This is a genomic window from Mesorhizobium sp. M0058 (assembly GCF_040323095.1).
In the GTDB taxonomy this organism is placed as follows: Bacteria; Pseudomonadota; Alphaproteobacteria; order Rhizobiales; family Rhizobiaceae; genus Mesorhizobium.
Window position 1 is genome coordinate 62,036 of record NZ_JAMYUQ010000010.1, and the last position, 20,983, is coordinate 83,018.

Sequence of the window (20,983 nt, forward strand, 5' to 3'; positions counted from 1 at the left end):
TCGTAAAGTTGCATTTTCGTTGCCGGGAAGCAGACATTTTCTGCAAGGCGCTTCGAAGGGTTGGATAGGCTAGGCTCACGCGGACCTAGACCAGGCGAAGTTTATCTCGAGCGATCTGCCACGCCGATTCGACATGTCGCCGTGCCGCCGCTTCCGCTTCATCGGGCTTGCGCGCCCTTATCGCATCCATGATCTCATTCATCTCGGTGATCGCCGCTTCGCGCCGGTTGGTCGAGACGATGGTCATCGAACGAAGCTGGTTGATGCGGACATTCAGCCCGGAGACGATTTCCCAGGCGACACGCTTGTCGGCGGCCTCGAACAGCGCCTCGTAGAATTTGGTCGTCGCCCGCATCACCGCAGGCGGCGTCGCCGACGCCCACGCATCGAACAAATCCGCCAGCGCCCCTTCGAGCCTTGCCAACTGCTCGCCGGTGGCCGACAGGGCACAGGCTCGGGCCGCGATGCCTTCAAGCAGAGCCCGAAGCTCGTAGATCTCGTCGGTACGGCCGAGGTCCGGCCTGGCGACGGCCGGCCCATGCCCAGGGATCATCTGCACGAGCCCCTCTGCCTCCAGCTGCCGCAGAACCTCACGCACGACGGAACGGCTGACGCCGAGCTGGTCGCAAAGCGGCCGTTCGACGAGCCTTTCGCCAGGCTGGAAATGGAAATCCATGATCGCTTCGCGCATGCGCTCCAGCGCCAGCGTCCTCAAGGTCTTGGCGCTGCGGTCGATGCGAAGGTTGTCGTCTGGCATGTATGCCTCCTGCGCCCTACCAAAACAGATTCGACGCCCGGTTGACAAGGTACTTGGCGCTCCATATCATGGTATACCATAAGATGACAGCGGGATTGGACGTTCCGAGGCATCACCTACCCGAGGAAATCCAATGCAGACCGCCATCCGTAAGATCGTGACTTATACCGAGAACACGCTGATCGAAGGCGGCAAGGCCACCCCCCGGCCGCTGCGCCTTATCGGCGTCGCCGCGGTGCTGACCAATCCCTGGGCAGGTCGCGGCTTCACCGACGATCTGTCGCCCCAAATCCGAGCCTGTGCGCCGGTGCTGGGGGAGATCCTGACCCGCGAGATCGTTGCCGTCGCCGGTTCCGGCGAGGCTATCGAGGGCTATGGCAAGGCCGCCATCTGCGGTACGTCGGGCGAGATCGAGCATGCGTCGGCGCTGATCCACACACTCCATTTCGGCAATCATTATCGGCGTGCCGTCGGCGCCAAGACCTATCTTGCCTTCACCAATCTGCGCGGCGGGCCAAACACGCCGATCATGATCCCGCTAATGGATAAGAATGACGAGGGACGGCGCTCGCATTACCTGACCGTGCATTTCCAGATCGGCGATGCGCCGGCGCCGGACGAACTGGTGGTCGCGCTTGGCGCTTCGATCGGCGGTCGCCCGCATCACCGCATCGGCGACCGCTATCAGGACCTCAAGGAGCTTGGGGACGTGCATGGCTGATGCTTCCGCATGGGCTCGACAGGGCACGGCGCCCGACGGCACCGGCTTCATCCGGGCCGGTGTCGGTGCCCCAGTGCTGTTCATCCATGGTGTCGGCATGAACGCTGCGATCTGGCAGCCGCAGCTCGAGCGCATGGCTGGCCGCTTCGACGCGATCGCCATCGACATGCTCGGCCATGGTCAGTCGCCGCTGCCACCGCAAGATCCGGAACTGGCCGATTATGCCGACCAAGCCATTCGCCTCCTCGACCATCTCGGCCTCGACAAGGTATCCGTCGTCGGCCACTCGATGGGTGCACTCGTTGCTCAGGAACTCGCGCTGCGCGCACCGGAGCGCGTCCGCCGCATCGTTTCACTGAATGCCGTGTTCCGGCGTACACCTGAACTGGCCGAAGCCGTTCGCCAGCGCGCGGTGGCGCTCAACGGCCGCAGCGATACGGCCGGCACGGCACGGACCATCGCCCGCTGGTTCGGCGATCCGGTGCCGGTCGAGTTGGAAGCGGCAGCGCAGAAGACGGCATCCGCACTGAGCGCGGTCGACCCGGAAGGCTATGCCCGCACCTATCGCCTGTTCACTCGTGCCGACGGCGATCATGCTGATCGCCTGCCGACGCTGGCCGTGCCGGCCCTGTTCATGACCGGCTCCGAGGACAGGAACTCTTCACCGGCAATGTCAGCCGCGATGGCACGCCTGGCGCCGCATGGCCGCTGCACGGTACTGCCGGGTGAGAAGCACATGATGGCGGTCGCGGCACCGGACCTCACCACGCGCTGCATCGTTGACTTCCTCACCGAGGACGAAGCGACCGAACAAGACGGCCCTGCGCAAGCGAATACCGGGTTCGACAGCGGCGAATTCCGCCGTGCGCTTGGCTCCTTCCTCACCGGCGTCACCATCGTCACCACGATCGGCCCCGAAGGCGAGCCGCGCGGCTTCACCGCCAACTCCTTCACCTCGGTCTCGCTCGATCCGCCGCTGGTGCTGGTCTGCATCGCACACAAGGCGCTTGGCCATCCCGTCTTCGCGACATCGAAGAGCTTCGCCATCAACGTTCTCAACGAGGGTCAAAAGGCAGCGTCCGGCATCTTCGCCTCGAAAGTGGCCGACAAGTTCGCCGCCGTTGCCTGGCGGCCGGGACGGACCGGCAGCCCTGTGCTGGACGGCTCCGTCGCGTCCTTCGACTGTGACATGGAGCGACTGGTCGAGGCCGGCGATCATTCGATCCTCATTGGGCGCGTCCGCGATTTCCAGCACAATTCCTCGCAGCCGCTCGGCTATTGCCGCGGCGCCTATGTCGCACCCGGCCTCAGCCAGGACGCGCTCGCCGCAACCCAACCCGGCACCGATGTTGGCGCCATCCTCGAAAATGGCGGCCGGATCCTGTTCGTGGAAACCGCGGACGGTTTTGAACTGCCGCGTGGCCGGGGATTGGGCTCGGCGGGCGATGGCAATAGCCTCCGAGGGTTGCTTGTGGCAAAGGCCATTGAGGCTCAGCTCGGCTTCCTTTTCGCCGTCTGGGACGATGCCGGAACTGTTTCACGCACGCATGTCTACTATCGCGGCACGTTCGACGTGCCCGCTTCCAGCGATCGCGGCATCCGGCTGATCGAGATCGACGCGATCGAAGGATTGAAGATCGCCGATCCGGCCATCCGCTCGATGCTCGCGCGCTATGTCAGGGAATGCTCGGTGGATGCATTCGGTGTCTATGTCGGCAACAATGTCGAAGGCGAGGTCCGGCCGCTCGCCAGCGCCGGCGCTTCCGCCGTCAATACAGGTGACCAGCGATGAAATTCTCGCTCTTCGTGCACATGGAACGATCGGACCTGGCCAAGCCGCATTCCGAGCTTGTGACCGAGCTAGAAGAACTGGTCCTGCTGGCCGAGCAGGCAGGGTTCGAGACCGCCTGGATCGGCGAGCATCACGGCATGGAATTCACCATCTCGCCGAACCCCTTCATCAACATCGCCTATCTCGCCGCCAAGACCAGCCGCATCCGCCTCGGTACCGGAACCGTGATCGCGCCCTTCTGGCACCCGATCAAGCTTGCCGGCGAAGCCGCGATGGCCGACGTAATCAGCGGCGGCCGGCTCGACATCGGCATCGCGCGCGGCGCCTACAGCTATGAATATCAGCGCATCTTTCCAGGCCTCGACGCCTGGGGGGCCGGCCAGCGCATGCGCGAGATCATACCGGCGATCCGCGGCCTCTGGGACGGCGACTTCGAACTCTCCGGCGAGTTCTGGCAATTCCCGGCCACCACCTCCTCGCCCAAGCCGCTGCAGAAACCCTACCCGCCGATCTGGGTGGCGGCCCGCGACCCGAATTCGCATGATTTCGCCGTCGCCAATGGCTGCAAGGTCCAGGTGACGCCGCTGGCTTCCGGCGATCACGAGGTGACCAGCCTGATGCAGCGCTTTAACGGCGCCTGCACCGCGCATCCCGAGATCGAAAGACCGGAAATCATGCTTTTGATGCACACCTTCGTCGCCGAAGACGCGACCGATGCCGATCGCCTCACCCAGGACCTGTCGACTTTCTACTGCCAGTTCGGCGCCTGGTTCCAGAACAAGAAGCCGGTGCATCAAGGCATATTGGAGCCGCTGACGGCGGATGAGATCGCCGCCATGCCGCAATACGCGCCGGACAAGATCAGGCAGAACCTGGTAATTGGCGAGGCTGATGAGGTCATCGCCCGGCTGAAGGCTTATGAGGCGCTCGGCTACGACCAGTATTCGATCTGGATCGACAGCGGCCTTTCGCACCAGCGCAAGATGAAATCGCTGCAATTGTTCATCGACCGGGTGATGCCGGCCTTCCTCTGATCGCGAGCCCATGACCGACGCTGTTTTCAGGAACTTCATCGACGGCCGCTTCGACGAGCCGTCCGCCACGTTCGACAGCGTCGACCCATCGGCCGGGACGGCCTGGGCCAGGATGCCGGCGGCGAGCGAAGCCGATGTCGACCGTGCCGTCGGGGCGGCGCACCGCGCACTGCGCTCAGACCTATGGCGAAGGATGACTGCGACAGCGCGTGGAAAACTGCTGGTCAAGCTCGGCGACCTCGTCGCCGCCAATGTCGGGCGCCTTGCAGAACTCGAGACGCGCGACACCGGCAAGATCATCCGCGAAACCCGCGCCCAGATCGCCTATGTCGGCGACTACTACCGCTATTATGGCGGGCTTGCCGACAAGCATGAAGGCACGCATGTGCCTGTTGACAAGGCGGATCTCGACGTCACCATACGCAGCGAACCGATCGGCGTCGTTGCCGCGGTGGTGCCGTGGAATTCGCAGCTCTTCCTCTCGGCCGTCAAGCTCGGCCCGGCGCTCGCCGCCGGCTGCACCATCGTGCTCAAGGCCTCCGAAGATGGGCCGGCGCCGCTGCTTGCCTTTGCCGAATTGGTTCATGAGGCCGGCTTTCCAGCCGGTGTCGTCAACATCCTCACCGGCTTTGGCCATGATTGCGGCCGGCGCCTGACCAGCCATCCGCTGGTTTCGCGCGTCGCCTTCACCGGCGGTCCGTCGACGGCGCGCGCCGTCGTCAGGAACACGGCGGAAAACCTTGCCTACACCACGCTCGAACTCGGTGGCAAAAGCCCGGTCGTCGTCTTTGCCGACGCCGACCTCGACAGTGCCGCCAATGCGGTGGTCGCCGGCATTTTCGCGGCGACCGGCCAGAGCTGCGTCGCCGGCTCGCGGCTGCTGGTTGAACGTTCGGTGAAGGATGAATTCCTCGCTCGCCTGAAGCGCAAGGCCGAGGCGATTCGCATCGGCGATCCGCAGGATCCGGCGACCGAAATGGGTCCGCTCGCCACGCTGCGGCAGCGCGACTGGATCGAGAAGGTTGTCGCGGAAAGCCTCACCGCGGGCGGCATGCTGGTCACCGGTGGAACACGGCCAGTCGGCAGCGGCTTCTACTACGCACCGACCATCATCGATGCCGGCGGCAGCGACCTGCCCTGCGTGCGGGAGGAATTGTTCGGACCGGTGCTCAGCGTGCTTGCCTTCGACAGCGAAGCGCAGGCGCTGGCACTCGCCAATGACACTCCGTTCGGCCTGGCTTCCGGCGTGTTCACCAGCAATCTCGGCAAGGCGCATCGCATGGCGCGCGACATCCATGCCGGCGTTGTCTGGGTCAACACCTATCGCGCCGTATCGCCGCTCGTTCCGTTCGGCGGCTACGGTCTGTCGGGCCTCGGCCGCGAAGGCGGTCTCGACGCCATCAGAGACTACACGCGCTCGAAATCCGTATGGATCAACACCTCGGACGAGCCGATCCCCGATCCCTTCGTCATGCGCTGAGTTGCGCAGGACGCAGGTGCACTGAGAAAAACAAGAACAGACCAACAGAGGAGAATGACAATGAAATTGATTTTGACCGGCCTGCTGGCCGGACTGCTCGCGGCGACAGCCGCCAAGGCCGATGAGATGGCGTTCACCAGCTGGGGCGGCACCACGCAGGAGGCGCAGACCAAGTCCTGGGCCGCCCCCTTCGAGGCCAGCTCCAGCATCAAGGTTTTGCAGGATGGACCGACCGACTACGGCAAGCTCAAGGCCATGGTCGACGCCGGCAACGTCACCTGGGATGTCGTCGACGTGGAGATGGATTTCGCCATCAAGGCCGCCAAGGACGGACTGCTCGAGCCGATCGACTATGCGGTCGTGCCCAAGACCGATCTCGACCCGCGCTTCAGCAATGAGCATGCCGTCGGCAGCTTCTACTATTCCTTCGTGCTCGCCTGGAACAAGGGCGCGGTCGCGAGCGAACCGGCCGGCTGGGCCGACATGTTCGACACCAAGAAGTTTCCCGGCAAGCGGACCTTCTACAAATGGTCGGCGCCGGGCGTGATCGAGATCGCTCTGCTGGCCGACGGCGTGCCGGCGGACAAGCTCTATCCGCTCGACCTCGCCCGTGCCTTCAAGAAGCTCGACACCATCAAGTCCGACATCGTCTGGTGGGGCGGCGGCGCCGAGTCGCAGCAGTTGATCGCCTCCGGCGAGGCCGCCTTCGGGCAATTGTGGAACGGGCGCGTCTTCGCCCTTCAGCAGGACGGCACCGATGTCGGCGTCTCCTGGAACCAGAACCTCACCGCCGCCGACGTGCTCGTCGTGCCGAAGGGTACCAAGAACAAGGCCAGCGCGATGAAGTTCCTTGCCGCCGCCACCAGCCCGACCGGCCAAGCGAAATTCGCCGAAGCAAGCGGCTATGCGCCCATCAACACCAAGGCCAAGGCGGAGATGCCGGCCGATTCCGTCAAGGCCCTGCCAGATGCCCATGTCGAGGGCCAGATCAACCTGGACATGAACTACTGGGCCGAGCATCGCGACGAGATCGCGACGCGCTGGTATGCCTGGCAGACCAAGTAACACCGTTGCAGACCGACGGGGCGCGGCTTGCGCGCCCCGTTTCGAGACAGGACCGCTCGATGCAAGGAAATTCTCCTAGACGCGGCTCGATCGTCGGCCTGCCGACCGGCAGTGGCAGCGCCTTGCCGGCCCTGTTCCTGGTCGGGCTGTTCTTTATCGTGCCGGTGGTCGCCCTGCTGCTGCGCAGCGTCACCGATCCCGAACCGGGCTTACAGAACTACGCGGCGCTGTTCGGCAGCGGCACCTATGTGCGGGTGTTCCTCAACACCTTTCTGGTTGCATCGGTCGTAACCGCCGTCACCATCCTGGTGGCGTTCCCCGTCGCCTGGATGCTGGCGATCATGCCGCCCGCCCTGGGCTCGATCGTCTTCGGCATCATCATCCTGTCTATGTGGACGAACCTTCTTACCCGCACCTATGCGTGGATGGTGCTGCTGCAGCGCACCGGTGTCATTAACCGGGCACTGATGGGCCTGGGCATCATTCACGAACCGCTGCCGCTCATCAACAATCTGGCCGGCGTCACCATCGGCATGGTCTACATCATGCTGCCCTTCATGATCCTGCCGCTGGTCGGCACACTGAGGTCGATAGACCCGATGACGCTGCGCGCGGCAGCCCTTTGCGGCGCAAGCGCGTTCGAGGCCTTCCGCCGCATCCTCTTGCCGCTGTCGCTTCCCGGCGTCGCTGCTGGCGGCCTGATGGTCTTCGTCATGTCGCTTGGCTACTTCGTCACCCCGGCCCTGCTCGGTGGCACATCGAACATGATGCTGGCCGAGATGATCGCCCAGACGGTGCAGTCGCTGCTCAACTGGGGGCTCGGCAGTGCGGCCGCCTTTGTCCTGCTTGCCGTCACCATGGCGCTCTACGCGATCCAGTTTCGCCTGGTTGGGGCCAGGCGCGCCGGGGGAGGGACCTGACATGCTGCTCGACTATGAACGGCTCGGATGGCTGCGGATGGTGCTTGGCGGCTTCACGGCGGCCGTCACGGCTTTCCTGCTGCTGCCGGTGGTCTTCATCGTGCTCCTGTCATTCGGCTCGTCGCGCTGGCTGGCCTTTCCGCCACCCGGCTGGACGCTGAAATGGTATCAGCAATTACTGGGCGACCCGACCTGGATCGATGCCGCTCTGACCAGTGCCCGAATTGCCGCCATGGCCGCTATCCTCGCCGTCATCATCGGCCTGTTCGCCTCCTTCAGCCTGGTCAGGGGTGAGTTTCGCGGACGCCAGGTCCTGCGCGGCTTGCTGTTGACGCCGATGGTGCTGCCGGTGGTCGTTTTCGCCATCGCCATCTACGCCTTCTTCCTGCGCATCGGCCTTGCCGGCACCACGGTCGGCTTCGTCATCGCCCACACCATCTTGGCGCTGCCTTTCGCCATCATTCCGATCACGGCCGCGCTCGAGGGTTTTGACAAATCCATCGAGGACGCGGCCATCGTCTGCGGCGCCAGCCCGCTGCAGGCGAGGCTTAGGATCACCTTGCCGTCGATCAGGATCGGCATCTTCTCGGCGGCGATCTTCTCTTTCCTGGCCTCATGGGACGAGGTCGTGGTGGCGATCTTCATGGCGAGCCCGAGCTTGCAAACCTTGCCGGTGAAAATCTGGGGCAGCCTGCGCGCCGACCTCAGCCCGGTCGTCGCCGCCGCCTCCAGCCTGCTTGTCGGCTTGACCTTGTGCCTGATGATCGTGACCGCACTCCTTCGCAGAAAATTGACCAGATGATCCCTCCCTTCCTGTCCATACGCGCAGTAAGAAAGACGTTCGGTGCCTTCGTCGCCGTCCACGACGTCACCGTCGATGTGCCCAAGGGCGAGTTCCTGACGTTCCTCGGCCCGTCGGGCTCCGGCAAGTCGACCACGCTGTACGCCATCGCCGGTTTCCAGGATCCGAGCTCGGGCGATGTGCTCCTGGAGGACAGATCGCTGCTTTCGGTGCCGTCGCACAAGCGCAACATCGGCATGGTGTTCCAGCGCTACACCCTTTTTCCGCATCTGAGCGTCGCCGAGAACGTCGCCTTTCCGCTGCGCGTGCGCCGCCGGCCCGACGGTGAGGTCAAGCGCAAGGTTGCCGACATGCTGGCGCTGGTGCGCCTCGAAAACTTCGCCGACCGCCATCCGGGCGCGCTGTCTGGCGGCCAGCAGCAGCGCGTGGCGCTTGCACGCGCGCTGGCCTACGACCCACCGATCCTCTTGATGGACGAACCGCTGTCGGCACTCGACAAGAAGTTGCGCCAGGAGATCCAGGCCGAGATCCGCCGCATCCACCGCGAGACAGGCGTCACGATCCTCTATGTCACGCATGACCAGGAGGAGGCGCTGCATCTTTCGGATCGCATCGCTCTGTTCAGGGAAGGCCGTATCGAACAGATCGGCACCGGTGAGGATCTTTACCTCCGGCCGGCGAGCGAGTTTGTCGCCGGCTTCATCGGCAACTCGAATTTCCTGCCGGCCGAGCATCTGCTAACCGCAGGTGGCGCGTCGACGGTCCGCCTGGCCGACGGCTCGATCGTGACCGGCGTAAAGACGACAACATCCTTTGGTCAAGGTCAAAAGGTGCGCCTGATGGTACGCCCCGAAGCCTTCCGCCTGACGCCCGGGCCAGCGAGCGCAGCACTCGGCGTCGAGATCGTCGATACCGCCTTCTTCGGCGACCGCCGGCGCATCGTGGCGCGCACGGCGGCCGGAGAAGATATCGACGTCAGGCCAACCTCCGATGCAGAGGAAGCGGACAGCGCCATCGCACCGGGTCAACGCATTTTCTTCGATCCTGCCTCGGCATTCCTGTTCCCTGGCTAGGGCTTGGATTGCGCCCTGTCAGGTCGATTCCATTGCGGCATGAAAGTCCGCTTGTGAAAATTCGTGCTTAGAAGCTGACAGTCCCCTTTCGGCCCCTTTTCAGTCGTTCAATGTCACCTGTGCGGATGGCCGCACCTAGTGCAAAAAGCAAGCGGGACGTCGGCGATGAGATTTAGACGATCGCTCGAAGCTGCGCGTTGTTCGCTATTGCCGTTTGGCCAAGCGCACGCCAGCGCCACCGCCGTTTTCCGAAATGAACTCGATGCCCGCCCTTTCCAGGGCACCACGGATCGCATTCCGATTTGCTATTGTGATTGGAGGGACGCCATCCGCAGCTTCTGCGCGCCTAACTGTGGCTACTCCCACGCTCGCCGCATCGGCCAAATCTTCGGCACTCCAACGTATTAATCCTCGCGCTCCTCTGATCTGGGCGCCCATAATTTCTTTCATATCATCTAATTTCAAGTTGATCACTTATGGCTCATGTGATATGAAATAGCTCACATAGTTTTTCTGCTTCCAAAGTTTCATAGGAGCAGGGGCTCACATTTGGACTCGGCTGAGGACGTGCGTCGGGGAGTCATCCCAGCCTGACCACAACCAAGCTTCAGGAAACTCGGATCATGGCTGATTCCGACAATACCACGACTTTGCCTCTCGTCACCCGCCGGAGGGTAGTTGTGGCGGTTGCAGCTGCGAGAACCTGTCCTTCCGCCAACGGGACATTCAAGCCTGAGGATCTAAGAGCCGAACACCTTCACCCTTTTGACCAGCGGATAAGAATTCGACACCCGCCTTTATCAGGGCCGCCTCAATGGCCTGCAAAGTGCTGATCCGGGAATCTACCTTGCCGTTTTCCAACCGGGTCAGAGCGTTCAGCGACACGATTGCCTTGTCCGCAAGCTCCTGCTGCGACCAACCAAGCAAAGCTCGTGCGGCTCGAATCTGTCGTGGACTGACCATGAGGCCACAATCGGCAGGCAGATTTTCTTTGCCACCAATAGGGTCATTTTGCACCCCATAAGGTATATAAAATGGCGAGTCGACCTGCAGATCACATCGGTGCGGAGAGCCCGGCGCGTGGCGACAGACTCTCTGTCCGGCTGACTAATGGAGGATCGAAAGGCCTTGTTGAAACCGCAACGCTCAGTCCTCCTTCGGACGGGGCCGAAGCCGAAGATCGAAAGCGACCCGCATCCCGCCGATCAGCATGTCGGCAGGCAGATTGCGACGGTTCGCGTCCAATCGGACGTATCGCAAGCCCAGCTTGCCCGATCCATCGGCATCAGTTTCCAGCAGCTGCAGAAATACGAGAACGCGCGCAATCGCGTGAGCGCGTCGATGCTCTACGAGATCGCCAGTTCGCTCGGCGTTCCTGTCGGCCGCTTCTTTGAAGGCCTGCCGGGAAACGATGAAACCCGCGTCGAGGCGCGGCCCCTGCCGGTCGATGAGCGCCTGGATTTCATTGCCAGCGCGGAGGGTCGGCGACTGATTGAAGGGCTAGTGAAACTTCCGCCGCGTGTGCGCGGTCGCGTCTCGTCCCTGATCGCGGCGTTAGGAGAAGAACTGGCCCAGCTAGACACAAAGGCAGATAGCGAGACGGGCGGCGAGTCCCCGCCGGCGGAATGCAAGACGGTGTGAGCGGTCGGTCGGGCCGTCAGCCGAATTTTCGTGCAGCGGGCAGGGCGATGCGGCCGCAAGTCGGGGACACTTCGATTTCGACGCCGAACGCCCGCGATCGGGTCGCGAATCCCTCGAGGATGTCTCGCGCCGCGCTTCCAGCGACGGCGACGGGTACCAATCTGCCCGTTGCTGATCCGAGAGACTGAGCTTTCGCGCCGATCACGACGGGCAGGAGGTCTATTCCTGCGAGGTTTCCGCTCCCATCATAGCGGCAGGCCGCGACGATGCTTTGCCAGACTTCCGGTGGATCCCATTCGGTTTCCTTCGGGTGGACGTGGAAAAGGAAATTTCCGAGGCCGTAGAAGATCGGCGAGCCATTGTAGATTTCCACTGCCTGCAGCACCGGAGCACCGTGGCTGACGAACAGGTTGGCGCCGGCGTCGATGCACATCCTGGCAAAGGCCTGCACCCAGCGCGGCACGTTCTGCCAACCTGGTTCCCAATGATGGTGGTGCAGATAGGCAATGACGAAATCGCCTTGTGCCGCGGCGTGCCGGATGGCGGACAGATGGATGGCTGCGCTCTGCTGGTCGACTTCGATGAGGCGGCCGAAATCGGCGGCTTGCGTGAACACGGTGCCGTAGAAATTGATCTCCTTGCCGGCTGCCACCTCTACCGGGTCCTCCGGTTGCGCATAGTTGGCCAGTTCAAACGGGGAGCTTTGCAAATGGGCGCCCAGCCTTGCCAGTCTGCTGAAATGTCCGTCCGGCACCCCCATCTTGCGAACGGTGCTCAGGCGATTGACGCCCGGCCGAGCCGGCCGGAAGGCCGTACGGTCTTCGGCATACATGTTGGTCGGGCCAGGGCCTGCATCCATCGCAAGAAGTGCGACCTCGCGCGCGCCCAGCTGGCGGCGGCCCGGTTTCCTCGCATCCGTCTCGTCGGCCCCGATGCCGGCATGGAGGAAGCCCCGCGCTTCCACCTCCTCCAGCGTCGACAGGATGCCGCCAACGCCGAGATCGAAGGCGTGGTTGTTTGCGAGCGCAAGCGCGTTGAAACCGTTCGCCTGCAATGCGTCGAGCACTTCAGCCCTGGAATATCCGAAGTATTTGCCCTTGGTCGGCCACCCGCCGTGCTTGCCCAGGATCGTCGACTCGAAGTTGGTGAAGACGACGTCGCCTTGTCGCAGGAAGTCCGTAACCGCGATGAAGCGTTCGTCTTTGATGTCACGGATATCGTGCTTGATCAGGGATTGGCCGGTAACGACCGCGCAGAACTGGTCTTTCATGGGGCTCGCCTTGAAGGAGGGGAGGGCGCTGGCATTCCGGCCGGCGCCACGTCAATGTCGAAGTCGGTTGCTGCCTATTGCGCGACTGCAGGCGAGATATCGCTTTTGAACCATTTCAGGCTCAGCGCCTTGATCGTCCCATCCTTGGTGGCCGCGTCGATGGCCGCGTTGAACCTGGCGAGCAACTCCGTATCGTCTTTGCGCAGACCTGCGCCGACGCCCGGCCCCCAGAGCCCGCCATTCAGTTCAGGGCCGAAAAACACCACATCCGAGCCGGAAGGCGTCTCCAGAAAATCTCGCCACGTGAAATAGTCGGCCAGACCGCCGTCGATGCGACCTGCAGCAAGATCGAGCTTCATGTTGTCCTGGCTGTCATAACTGCGGATGGTCACGACATCGCCCAGCATTTCCTTCACCACTGCTTCCGAATTCGACGAGCGCAGGGCCCCGATCGCCCTGCCGGCGAGTGTCGATCTGAGGCGCTCGATGGTCGCCTTTTCCTTGTCGCCGATGGTCGAAAGGTTGACCTTCTGCTTGATGTCGCCGGCGTCGAGGCCCAGGTCCTTGCGCACAACGAACTGGTTGAAGCCGGTGGCGTAGGGGATCGAGAACGCGATCGACTGCTTGCGTTTTTCCGTGATCGCCATGCCGGACATGATGACGTCGAACTTGCCGACAAGCAGTGCCGGGATGATCCCGTCCCAATCCTGCGGGACGAAGGTACATTTGATCTCGATGCGACGGCACAGTTCCAGTCCGACATCGATATCGTAGCCATAGAGTTGACCGTTCGCGTCGGTGCTGTCCCAGGGAGGCGAGGCGCCTTCGGAGGCGATCGATATGACGCGCGCGCTTTCGGCGCCAGCGGGGAATGCCGACATCAGGGATGCGACAGAAACAGCAATAGCCAGGGGTATGCGCATGATGCACCTCTTCTTTGGTTTGTGATGGAGGGAGCCCAGAACCTGCGGCGTCAGGGCAGGGGCGTCGTGATCTCTGGATCAGGTAGGGCGGGGCGCAATCGCGCCTTTCGTCGACGCACCGGATGGCCGTCGCCCGAGAGCCATCGCTCCAGCAACTGGATCGCTTTCACCGCGATCGAGGTGAGCGATAGGTAGATCGCTCCGGCGACGACGAAGATCTCGTACGGCGCGAACGTGGTCGACACCATCTGTCTCGCCATCCCGGTGATCTCGAGAAGCGTCACGGTGCTGGCCAGGGACGAGCCCTTGATCATCCCGACGATCTCGTTGCCGTAGGCCGGGAGCGATATCCTGAAAGCGATCGGGAAGGTGACCAGGCGAGCGATCTGGAAGCGTTTCAAGCCCAGAGACGTGGCCGCCTCGGTGACACCCTTAGGCACGGACTGGAGACCACGGCACAGGATTTCGGTGGTGTGTGCCGCGCTGTTCAGCGAAAATGTCAGAAGGGCGCACCAAAAGGGGTCGCGCAGGATCACCCAGAAGATGCTGGCCCGCACCGCCTCGATCTGAGCGAGGCCGTAATAGAGCAGGAAGAGCTGAACAAGCATCGGCGTTCCGCGGATCACATAGGTGTATGAGAGCACTGCGAGCGAGAGGCCGGGGCGTCCGAAAGCGCGCATGAAGGCCAGCGGCACGGACAGAAGAAATCCGGCCGTCAGCGACAACACCGTCAGGATCAATGTAAGACCGATGCCCGAGGGCAAGACAACCAGTGCGTCAAATATCAAGCCGAGGTTCATGGGCCTTCCCTCCTACCGGCCGAGAGCCGGATAGCGCCGCTCAGTCAGCCGGATCGACAGCAACGTGACGGTGGTCAGCGACAGATAGAGAGCGGAGGCCGCAAGGTAGAAGGTCAATGGTGCGCGCAAGGATCCGGCCCCCACATACGCAACGCGCATGATGTCGGTCAGGCCGACGATCGAAACCAGTGCGGTATCCTTGAAGAGCGAAATCCAGAGATTGCCATAGGCAGGCAGCGCCAGCCGCAGCATCTGCGGACCGATGACGAACATCCAGCGCTGCCAGGCGTTCAGCCCAAGCGACTTTGCCGCTTCGGTTTGGCCCGCTGGCACTGCCGCAATCGCGCCGCGAAACACTTCGGTCGCATAACCGCTGAAAATGACCGAGAGCGCGATAACCCCTGCGGTGAATGCGTTCACCTCGACATACCGGCCGGCGATCTTGCTGGCGAGCGTGGTTCCGCCGAAGTAGATGAGCAGGATAACGAGAAGTTCTGGTACACCACGGACGACTGTGGTGTAGGCGGCCACGACCGCGTTGAGGCGCGGCTTTGCCGTGCCCTTCGAAATCGCCAAAAACAGCCCGAATGCCGTACCCAGGCAGCCGCTGACAAGAGCCAGGCTTATGGTCACGGTAAGTGCGACAACAAACTGAGTAGTAAAACCACCCATGGGGCGCTTTCCTCGGCTCGCAATTGCCGCAGGATACGCCGGTCTTTATTGCCGAGACCAAGCCATATAACCCAAGGTTGCGAGTTGTTATATTTCTAATGTGCAGTTAATTTGAGATACTGGCCAATTCTAACGCTTAAAATTACACACTCAATCTATAACTTTTATTATTTTATCTATAACGCGTCGTTATATACTGAGGCAGTTCGTTGCTCCCCAGGTTGGCGTTGTCTGCCGCCGGGTGGTTATCAGGGAAAGGCGCGCAGGGAATGGAGTTGTTGCAGAGCGACCTCAAGCTCCGTCAGCTGAAGGTCTTCCGGGAAGTGTTGCGGGCCGGTTCGACTAGGCGGGCGGCGGCTGCGCTCGGGATAAGCCAGCCGGCCGTCAGTCAACATGTGAAGCAGCTTGAGACCACGCTCGGCATCACACTCTTCAAGAGATCAGCCAACCGCATCGTCCCCTTGCAGGAAGCCTGGGAACTCCTGCGAAACGTAGAACTGGCCCTGACGTCGCTGGATCGCCTGGACGCGTCGATCTTCGCTATGAAGAACGAGGAAAAGCAGCGGATTGCGATTGCCGCGCCCTCTGTTTTCGGTTTCGTGACCTTGCCCAAGGTCGTGGCGATTATCCGCTCAAAGACCGCTTCGAATGTCCGGTCGATTTCTGGAAGCTACGAGCAGATCGGCGAACACATCCTGGCCGGCCGCGCCGATCTTGGAATTTCGAGACTGCCTCTGGATCCAGGCTTGTTTGAATGGGCGCCGCTTGGGTCGGCACGAAACGTATGCATTTTTCATCCCGACCACCGCTTTTCAAAACAGACCTGTATCGAGGCGCAAGACCTGGCAGGCGAAACGATCGTCGATATCGATCCCCAGTTTGCCGCCCACCAGATGAACTTCAATGCCTTGCGCTTCGCCGGCGTTGAGCCGGACATACTGGTGGAATTCGATTGCAACGGTCACGAAGCCGGATACGTTTCGGCTGGCCTGGGCATTTCGATCACAAACGAGATCATCGCACGTGAGTACGCGGCGTTTCAGCTGGGAGTAAGGCCAGTGGAACCGTCCGCGCTCTATCACTACGTGGCGATTTGGCAGAGGGGAAGGACCTTTTCCAACGCCTTGAATGTATCGCTCGAGGCGATAATCACAGCGTTTTCGAAGACGCCGACGAGAGAGCAACAGTTTCTCCAGACGTCGTCCTAGCCGGCCATGGTTTATTTCGGTTGGGACGTGCCGCATAAGGCCCAACCGGGAGGCTTTCTGCGAAGTGGCGCGAATGGCTAGCCTGAACGGCCAAACTGATAGCGAGCGCTCCGCGAACGGCTGGATCGACGGCCCCTATCCGGCGCAGATGGTGCCGTTGGCCGTTCCCGAAGCGGTGCAGGAATTGGTGGCTTCCAGTCTAGAAGTCCAGTCTCGCCCAATGGGCGGCCCTACGCCGCCTTAAGCGCAGGCAATTGCGGGATTACGCTCACCAGGCAGGGTGCTGGTCTGGACTGGCACTGGCAATCCGAAAAGCGGACAGACCTCCCAGAGCGCCGGCAGCTTGTTGCAGAGCTTGCGCGCTCCACGCCGTCCTTTCATGGCGCGGCGAAGTTTCTGTGTCGCGCTCGCAGGGCACCAACTCGCCGCTCCCTGGATCCTTGGGGAGCGACGAGCGCGGGTTGCTACCGAACCTTCCGCCGTCGTTGAACTATGCTGGATGAGTCCAGCTACTCCAGATCGATTGCCCGCCGGCTCATGCTGGCGGGCTTTTTGCGTCAGCCGGGAACATTCCCGCTCCAAGGCAGTTCGGTCACACCCGGCTCGTTCTTCAGCGGTCCGGCCGGTGACCAAGATGCGTCCCTCACTCGTCATGGTCGGCCCGCGCAGCCTCGGAAGCCGGCGCGGGCCATCCATCACAAAGCCCGCTGATCCGACCGACGGGCTTCTTCAGTTTCACCACGCAAAGAAAGGCCCGGTCGTGAACTGACCCCATCGAAGTTGGACGGTTCATTGAGTTGGTAGGTTTAATGGCTGGTTCCTGTATTGCACAGGGGCAAGCCCTTTCAAGCCCAGATTCCAATTTCCGGAACCATTCAGCGCCATGGATACACGCTCTGCGGGGTGGCTGATCAAGAGCCGATCTGCCCTCACATCATACTTGACGCATCCTCCCTGGGGGGATACCGGTGGGCATGTCCGAAGGCATCCATAGTTCTCATCCGGCTATCGTGAAGCGCTTAAAGCGCGCACAGGGGCATCTTGCATCCGTGCTTGGCATGTTCGAGGCGCAGCGATCCTGCCTGGACCTGGCGCAGCAACTCCATGCAGTGGAGAGCGCCATCAGCAGCGCAAAGCGAGAACTGATCCACGATCATATCGAACATTGTCTGATCGACACGGAAGCGGGAGGCAACTCGCTGGCAGAGCTCAAGCAACTGGCGAAATACCTATGACCAGTATCGGCGCACGCGTCTTGGATTGGTTCGGCTTCGGGTCACATGATCATGACGCGCATGCTCATGACGATGGCTCGCACGGCCATACGCACGGGGTCATCGACGCAACGATTGCAACCACTGACCGCGGCATCTGGGCCGTCAAATGGTCGTTCGTCATCTTGGCCATGACGGCGGCATTGCAGATGGCCGTGGTGTTGGTGTCACGCAGCGTGGCGCTGTTGGCCGATACGATCCACAACATAGGCGACACCACAACCGCCATTCCGCTCTGGATCGCATTCATGCTGGCACGACGCAAGCCGTCACGGACCTTCAGCTACGGCCTTGGCAGGGTAGAGGATCTGGCCGGTATCATTATCGTGCTGATCATTCTGTTCAGCGCCATCGTCGCCGGGTACCAGGCTATCGAGCGCCTGGTCAGTCCGCAGGCAGTGACTCATCTCGGTTGGCTGACCGCGGCGGGCATTGTCGGCTTCCTCGGGAATGAGGCCGTCGCGGTGTTTCGCATCCGTATCGGCAGGGAAATCAACAGTGCGGCGCTCGTCGCCGACGGCTACCATGCCCGCACCGACGGGCTTACCAGCCTTGCAGTGGTCATCGGCGCCATGGGCGTCTGGCTCGGATTTCCACTGGCCGACCCGATCATCGGGCTTCTCATCACGGTCGCTATATTCGGTATCGTCTGGCAATCGGCGCGCTCAGTGCTCACCCGCATGCTCGACGGCGTCGAGCCGGGCGTGATGGCCGAAATTCAGCATGCCGCTGCGCATGTGCAGGGTGCTCGCGTTGTCGACGCCAAGGCCCGCTGGATTGGCCACAAGTTGCATGCCGACATCGCTATTGCAGCCGACGGAACCTTGCCTCTCTCAGAGGCAAACAAGATCACGGCGGCGCTGGAGAACGAACTGTTCGAACACATGCCGGCGCTCGCAGCTGCCAACATCCGGTTTTCGACCGACCAAGGTGAGCACGAGCATCCGCACTCTCATGATCAGGGCGAACATCACGGCCACCAGCACTGACAACTGCCGGAAACCACTCGCTTTTGCCGGTCTCGGCTGATCGCGCTCCATATACCTGGCGCTCGCAGATCAGATAAAGCTGCTGTCAGTTGGCGGTGATTGGCTTGCGTTCCTTGCCTTTCTGCCGATGGGCCTCCTGTTCGGTGCGGCACATGCTCTGACGCCCGGCCACAGTAAGGCTGTCTTGGCGACTTACCTTGCAGGTTCGGATGCGAAGGTTTCGCGCGGCCTCCTGGTGTCGATTACGCTGTCCTTCACTCACGTGGCGACAGCGGTGCTGATCGCCGTATTCTCCCTGCCGCTCGTCTCGATTGCATTGGGCAGCGTTGGACGCGCACCACTGCTTGAGGGTGTGAGTCGCGGTCTGCTCGGGCTGATCGGCGTCTGGATGCTTTGGCGTTCGGTGAGCCACGGCCACCATCACAAGCATGAGGGCGAGGCCGTTGGAGTCATGGCCGGTTTGATTCCGTGCCCGCTGACCCTTTTTGTCATGACCTTCGCGATTTCCAGAGGGGTGCCGGGAGCTGGAATTCTGTTCGCAATCACCATGATGGTGGGCGTGGCCCTAACGCTGTCCAGCGTGGCGGTACTGTCGATCTTGTTTCGGGAGCGCCTGGTGCATTTTTTCGACAGCAGGCCACGGCTGTTCGATACCATATCGCGAGCAATCGAAGGCGCAGCGGGCCTTGCCCTCGCCAGCGTAGCGGTCTGGCAACTTACAGCCGGATAGAGCCACAGCTGTCCACAGACCCTCTCCTTTCTTAGGAAAAGGCGAAGAGAAGCTGCGGCACGCAAGGCTGCTGGATTCCGGGAGGATGATGCAAATGGCCATGCCTAAGAAAGATCAGGAACGCGCCACCTACGCCTGGATGTACGGCGCCTAAGCGCGCAAGGATGGCAAGGAGCGTGAGGTGCCAGCTTACTGGCAGGAACATGCCGACGCGTGGCTGCAGGGCTTTGACGGTGTGGCGATGGACGGTTTTGGCAAGACCAAGACCGTCAACGACGAGACATGGAAGCCGAGGTCGACGAAGCTGCCGTCGAGCGCCCCGACGAATAGCCATTTTGCCGTATGCCGTATGGTCGTTTTTAATTGGAGAAGGGTTTGGTTGGGCCTATAAAGATTGCGTTTACCATTGCCTTTTTAGGGAGAATGCGATGGTTGCAACGCCCATAGAAATCGCCCAAGCCGCTACTGCGACTACGGCCACCTTGCTGAAGTGGCAGAAGTCCATGGAGGAACGCGCCACGTTTCGCCAGAACATGGATCAATCGCGCAGGGCGATCCAAGCCTCACGCGATCTGCTGAAGCGCCTTCGCCAACGTCATCGCGACGACATGGCGGAAAGTTCGGAAATGCCAACCCGTCTACTGTGCCGATATCGCAACGCGCCGGCAGCTAGCGGGAGGCGACCAGAGCCGATGTGAAGGAGAAAGTTTCAGTGGGCTGTTCCTGGGGTCGGCAACGAAGTTTAAGCCTTGTCAACCAGCGACTTTTTTCGCCCGCGTGGAAGCGCCACATGTCTTTCGACCAGGCGCACGTGCTCGGCGTCGACAGTCACCAATGGCCGGAGGCTGACGGTTACCTTGTCCCCGTCGATGCGTGTGACAGGGCCGATCAATTCCATATGCTGGCCAATTACAGCCTTCGAAGTCGAATCGACAACAGAATGCGGGAAGTCGTAGGAGGGGATCGTCACGCTTATGCGATCGGGCGTCACGCGGCCGCGCACAATCGCCGTGACTGCGACCTCGTCGCCAACTTTGATAGTTCCCCGAGCCATGCCCAAGACTTTGGAGCAGCCGGCGCCAGCGTCAAGATGAGGGGGAGCTAATAAAACCCCTCCGCGCCGCGATGCAACATCCAGCGCTAATGCGGATTCCACCTTGAGAGATCGATTCCCCAGGTCTTATAATCCGTAATTAGCCTATTGGAGGTGGAGGGAACTGCGATGGGCGGCACAGTTCAGAACACACACTCAGACAGTGTGGAGTGGCCGAAGCCTGCTGAGAATGGCTGGTCCGCGTTATAGAGAAGGGCAAGGAAGACAGCTGATCGAGCTCGAATCTTATGCCATGGCCTCTGCGGAAGGCCAACGGATCCGTCTAATCTCGAGAAGTTCGGTCGCGAGGCTTTGCCGGTCCTGGCCCATTCCACTGGATGAACTGCGCGTTCTGGCCGGTGATACGAGCCTTTGAGCTACGGCCGAGTATGGTGAGGCCACGGAGACGATCCGGATCGAAGGGCAAGGAACAGCTTGCCTGCCCCCTTCAGCATTTGGACTTAGGTCTGATTGCTCCGCGTAAATGGCCGAAGCCGGAAACATTTCTCCTTCTACTTTGTTGCAGTGGCCGTGCCGCTGAGGAGAACATGCACAGCGCCTCTATCAAATGAACTTCGCGACGTACCTTTAGAATTCCAATGCCCCTCCTGTTCACGCGCTATGGTGAGAAGGGGATCCTGGCTGAAACGATTGCCGGTTTCAAATGCGATAGTTGCAGGTCCAGAGTGCGGATCGGCTACCAAGAGAAGCTGGCCATATTCGAGCGGCACCTTAGAAA

21 protein-coding genes are annotated in these 20,983 nt (G+C 61.6%); 13 read left to right on the top strand and 8 right to left on the bottom strand.

The genetic code is table 11. The features are described 5' to 3' along the window. Positions 1 to 85 precede the first annotated feature (85 nt). Positions 86 to 757, bottom strand: a complete 672-nt coding sequence (locus NKJ75_RS18375; protein ID WP_023716182.1) for a GntR family transcriptional regulator — start codon at positions 755 to 757, stop codon at positions 86 to 88. Between the two features lie 133 nt (positions 758 to 890). On the opposite strand from NKJ75_RS18375, the gene NKJ75_RS18380 reads away from it, so the two are divergent. From NKJ75_RS18380 to NKJ75_RS18415, 8 genes are read left to right on the top strand one after another with little or no spacing between them, the layout of a single operon-like run. After that, positions 891 to 1,478 carry an amino acid synthesis family protein gene (locus NKJ75_RS18380; protein ID WP_023716181.1) on the top strand — a complete coding sequence of 196 codons (588 nt, stop codon included), beginning with the start codon at positions 891 to 893 and terminating at the stop codon, positions 1,476 to 1,478. After that, positions 1,471 to 3,270 (top strand): alpha/beta fold hydrolase, encoded by a 1,800-nt coding sequence (locus NKJ75_RS18385; protein WP_023716180.1) that lies wholly within the window; start codon positions 1,471 to 1,473, stop codon positions 3,268 to 3,270. Before NKJ75_RS18380 ends, NKJ75_RS18385 begins: the two co-directional genes overlap by 8 nt. Next, positions 3,267 to 4,304 (top strand): LLM class flavin-dependent oxidoreductase, encoded by a 1,038-nt coding sequence (locus NKJ75_RS18390; RefSeq protein WP_023697483.1) that lies wholly within the window; start codon positions 3,267 to 3,269, stop codon positions 4,302 to 4,304. The genes NKJ75_RS18385 and NKJ75_RS18390 overlap by 4 nt, the downstream gene beginning before the upstream one ends. 10 nt (positions 4,305 to 4,314) lie before the next feature. Next, positions 4,315 to 5,784 carry an aldehyde dehydrogenase gene (locus NKJ75_RS18395; RefSeq protein ID WP_023825145.1) on the top strand — a complete coding sequence of 490 codons (1,470 nt, stop codon included), beginning with the start codon at positions 4,315 to 4,317 and terminating at the stop codon, positions 5,782 to 5,784. 60 nt (positions 5,785 to 5,844) lie between these two features. Beyond that, on the top strand, positions 5,845 to 6,849 hold the full coding sequence (locus NKJ75_RS18400) for an ABC transporter substrate-binding protein (protein WP_023716178.1): 1,005 nt from the start codon (positions 5,845 to 5,847) through the stop codon (positions 6,847 to 6,849). Between the two features lie 59 nt (positions 6,850 to 6,908). Next, the gene (locus tag NKJ75_RS18405; protein WP_023829979.1) at positions 6,909 to 7,769 is read left to right on the top strand and encodes an ABC transporter permease; all 861 of its coding nucleotides are present in this window, start codon (positions 6,909 to 6,911) and stop codon (positions 7,767 to 7,769) included. A 1-nt stretch (position 7,770) separates the two neighbouring features. Next, positions 7,771 to 8,571, top strand: coding sequence for an ABC transporter permease (locus tag NKJ75_RS18410; RefSeq protein WP_023716176.1), 801 nt, complete (start codon positions 7,771 to 7,773; stop codon positions 8,569 to 8,571). After that, on the top strand, positions 8,568 to 9,644 hold the full coding sequence (locus NKJ75_RS18415; protein WP_023716175.1) for an ABC transporter ATP-binding protein: 1,077 nt from the start codon (positions 8,568 to 8,570) through the stop codon (positions 9,642 to 9,644). Before NKJ75_RS18410 ends, NKJ75_RS18415 begins: the two co-directional genes overlap by 4 nt. Before the next feature lie 204 nt (positions 9,645 to 9,848). Here NKJ75_RS18415 and NKJ75_RS18420 read toward each other — a convergent pair whose 3' ends face one another. After that, the gene (locus NKJ75_RS18420; RefSeq protein WP_023804518.1) at positions 9,849 to 10,094 is read right to left on the bottom strand and encodes a hypothetical protein; all 246 of its coding nucleotides are present in this window, start codon (positions 10,092 to 10,094) and stop codon (positions 9,849 to 9,851) included. Between the two features lie 276 nt (positions 10,095 to 10,370). Beyond that, positions 10,371 to 10,607, bottom strand: coding sequence for a helix-turn-helix domain-containing protein (locus tag NKJ75_RS18425; RefSeq protein WP_023716174.1), 237 nt, complete (start codon positions 10,605 to 10,607; stop codon positions 10,371 to 10,373). A 165-nt stretch (positions 10,608 to 10,772) separates the two neighbouring features. Between NKJ75_RS18425 and NKJ75_RS18430 the strand changes: the two genes are divergently transcribed. Continuing rightward, on the top strand, positions 10,773 to 11,285 hold the full coding sequence (locus NKJ75_RS18430; RefSeq protein ID WP_245260152.1) for a helix-turn-helix domain-containing protein: 513 nt from the start codon (positions 10,773 to 10,775) through the stop codon (positions 11,283 to 11,285). 16 nt (positions 11,286 to 11,301) lie between these two features. On the opposite strand, the gene NKJ75_RS18435 is transcribed toward NKJ75_RS18430, so the two are convergent. The 4 genes from NKJ75_RS18435 to NKJ75_RS18450 form a co-directional block, all read right to left on the bottom strand. Beyond that, on the bottom strand, positions 11,302 to 12,555 hold the full coding sequence (locus tag NKJ75_RS18435) for a CapA family protein (RefSeq protein ID WP_023731779.1): 1,254 nt from the start codon (positions 12,553 to 12,555) through the stop codon (positions 11,302 to 11,304). 74 nt (positions 12,556 to 12,629) lie between these two features. Beyond that, complete coding sequence (locus NKJ75_RS18440; protein ID WP_023829978.1) at positions 12,630 to 13,478, bottom strand: transporter substrate-binding domain-containing protein; 849 nt, start codon at positions 13,476 to 13,478, stop codon at positions 12,630 to 12,632. A gap of 50 nt (positions 13,479 to 13,528) precedes the next feature. Then, the gene (locus NKJ75_RS18445) at positions 13,529 to 14,278 is read right to left on the bottom strand and encodes an ABC transporter permease (RefSeq protein WP_023731781.1); all 750 of its coding nucleotides are present in this window, start codon (positions 14,276 to 14,278) and stop codon (positions 13,529 to 13,531) included. Positions 14,279 to 14,290: 12 nt separating this feature from the next. Continuing rightward, positions 14,291 to 14,950 (bottom strand): ABC transporter permease, encoded by a 660-nt coding sequence (locus NKJ75_RS18450; RefSeq protein WP_023683618.1) that lies wholly within the window; start codon positions 14,948 to 14,950, stop codon positions 14,291 to 14,293. A gap of 269 nt (positions 14,951 to 15,219) precedes the next feature. Between NKJ75_RS18450 and NKJ75_RS18455 the strand changes: the two genes are divergently transcribed. The 4 genes from NKJ75_RS18455 (at position 15,220) to NKJ75_RS18470 (ending at position 19,151) form a co-directional block, all read left to right on the top strand. Continuing rightward, entirely contained in the window at positions 15,220 to 16,158 is a 939-nt protein-coding gene (locus tag NKJ75_RS18455; protein ID WP_352462401.1) for a LysR family transcriptional regulator, read from the top strand. Positions 16,159 to 17,132: 974 nt separating this feature from the next. After that, entirely contained in the window at positions 17,133 to 17,393 is a 261-nt protein-coding gene (locus NKJ75_RS18460; protein WP_023684828.1) for a metal-sensing transcriptional repressor, read from the top strand. Beyond that, positions 17,390 to 18,421, top strand: a complete 1,032-nt coding sequence (locus NKJ75_RS18465) for a cation diffusion facilitator family transporter (protein WP_023684829.1) — start codon at positions 17,390 to 17,392, stop codon at positions 18,419 to 18,421. The genes NKJ75_RS18460 and NKJ75_RS18465 overlap by 4 nt, the downstream gene beginning before the upstream one ends. 49 nt (positions 18,422 to 18,470) lie before the next feature. Beyond that, entirely contained in the window at positions 18,471 to 19,151 is a 681-nt protein-coding gene (locus NKJ75_RS18470) for a HoxN/HupN/NixA family nickel/cobalt transporter (RefSeq protein WP_352500066.1), read from the top strand. 742 nt (positions 19,152 to 19,893) lie between these two features. On the opposite strand, the gene NKJ75_RS18475 is transcribed toward NKJ75_RS18470, so the two are convergent. Next, positions 19,894 to 20,205 carry a hypothetical protein gene (locus tag NKJ75_RS18475; RefSeq protein WP_023731497.1) on the bottom strand — a complete coding sequence of 104 codons (312 nt, stop codon included), beginning with the start codon at positions 20,203 to 20,205 and terminating at the stop codon, positions 19,894 to 19,896. Between the last annotated feature and the right edge of the window lie 778 nt (positions 20,206 to 20,983).

Excerpts from the sequence above, each read along its gene's own strand:
- NKJ75_RS18375 (WP_023716182.1), bottom strand. The coding sequence starts at position 757 with ATGCCAGACGACAACCTTCGCATCGACCGCAGCGCCAAGACCTTGAGG.
- NKJ75_RS18380 (WP_023716181.1), top strand. The coding sequence starts at position 891 with ATGCAGACCGCCATCCGTAAGATCGTGACTTATACCGAGAACACGCTG.
- NKJ75_RS18385 (WP_023716180.1), top strand. The coding sequence starts at position 1,471 with ATGGCTGATGCTTCCGCATGGGCTCGACAGGGCACGGCGCCCGACGGC.
- NKJ75_RS18390 (WP_023697483.1), top strand. The coding sequence starts at position 3,267 with ATGAAATTCTCGCTCTTCGTGCACATGGAACGATCGGACCTGGCCAAG.
- NKJ75_RS18395 (WP_023825145.1), top strand. The coding sequence starts at position 4,315 with ATGACCGACGCTGTTTTCAGGAACTTCATCGACGGCCGCTTCGACGAG.
- NKJ75_RS18400 (WP_023716178.1), top strand. The coding sequence starts at position 5,845 with ATGAAATTGATTTTGACCGGCCTGCTGGCCGGACTGCTCGCGGCGACA.
- NKJ75_RS18405 (WP_023829979.1), top strand. The coding sequence starts at position 6,909 with ATGCAAGGAAATTCTCCTAGACGCGGCTCGATCGTCGGCCTGCCGACC.
- NKJ75_RS18410 (WP_023716176.1), top strand. The coding sequence starts at position 7,771 with ATGCTGCTCGACTATGAACGGCTCGGATGGCTGCGGATGGTGCTTGGC.
- NKJ75_RS18415 (WP_023716175.1), top strand. The coding sequence starts at position 8,568 with ATGATCCCTCCCTTCCTGTCCATACGCGCAGTAAGAAAGACGTTCGGT.
- NKJ75_RS18420 (WP_023804518.1), bottom strand. The coding sequence starts at position 10,094 with ATGAAAGAAATTATGGGCGCCCAGATCAGAGGAGCGCGAGGATTAATA.
- NKJ75_RS18425 (WP_023716174.1), bottom strand. The coding sequence starts at position 10,607 with ATGGTCAGTCCACGACAGATTCGAGCCGCACGAGCTTTGCTTGGTTGG.
- NKJ75_RS18435 (WP_023731779.1), bottom strand. The coding sequence starts at position 12,555 with ATGAAAGACCAGTTCTGCGCGGTCGTTACCGGCCAATCCCTGATCAAG.
- NKJ75_RS18440 (WP_023829978.1), bottom strand. The coding sequence starts at position 13,478 with ATGCGCATACCCCTGGCTATTGCTGTTTCTGTCGCATCCCTGATGTCG.
- NKJ75_RS18445 (WP_023731781.1), bottom strand. The coding sequence starts at position 14,278 with ATGAACCTCGGCTTGATATTTGACGCACTGGTTGTCTTGCCCTCGGGC.
- NKJ75_RS18450 (WP_023683618.1), bottom strand. The coding sequence starts at position 14,950 with ATGGGTGGTTTTACTACTCAGTTTGTTGTCGCACTTACCGTGACCATA.
- NKJ75_RS18455 (WP_352462401.1), top strand. The coding sequence starts at position 15,220 with ATGGAGTTGTTGCAGAGCGACCTCAAGCTCCGTCAGCTGAAGGTCTTC.
- NKJ75_RS18460 (WP_023684828.1), top strand. The coding sequence starts at position 17,133 with ATGTCCGAAGGCATCCATAGTTCTCATCCGGCTATCGTGAAGCGCTTA.
- NKJ75_RS18465 (WP_023684829.1), top strand. The coding sequence starts at position 17,390 with ATGACCAGTATCGGCGCACGCGTCTTGGATTGGTTCGGCTTCGGGTCA.
- NKJ75_RS18475 (WP_023731497.1), bottom strand. The coding sequence starts at position 20,205 with ATGGCTCGGGGAACTATCAAAGTTGGCGACGAGGTCGCAGTCACGGCG.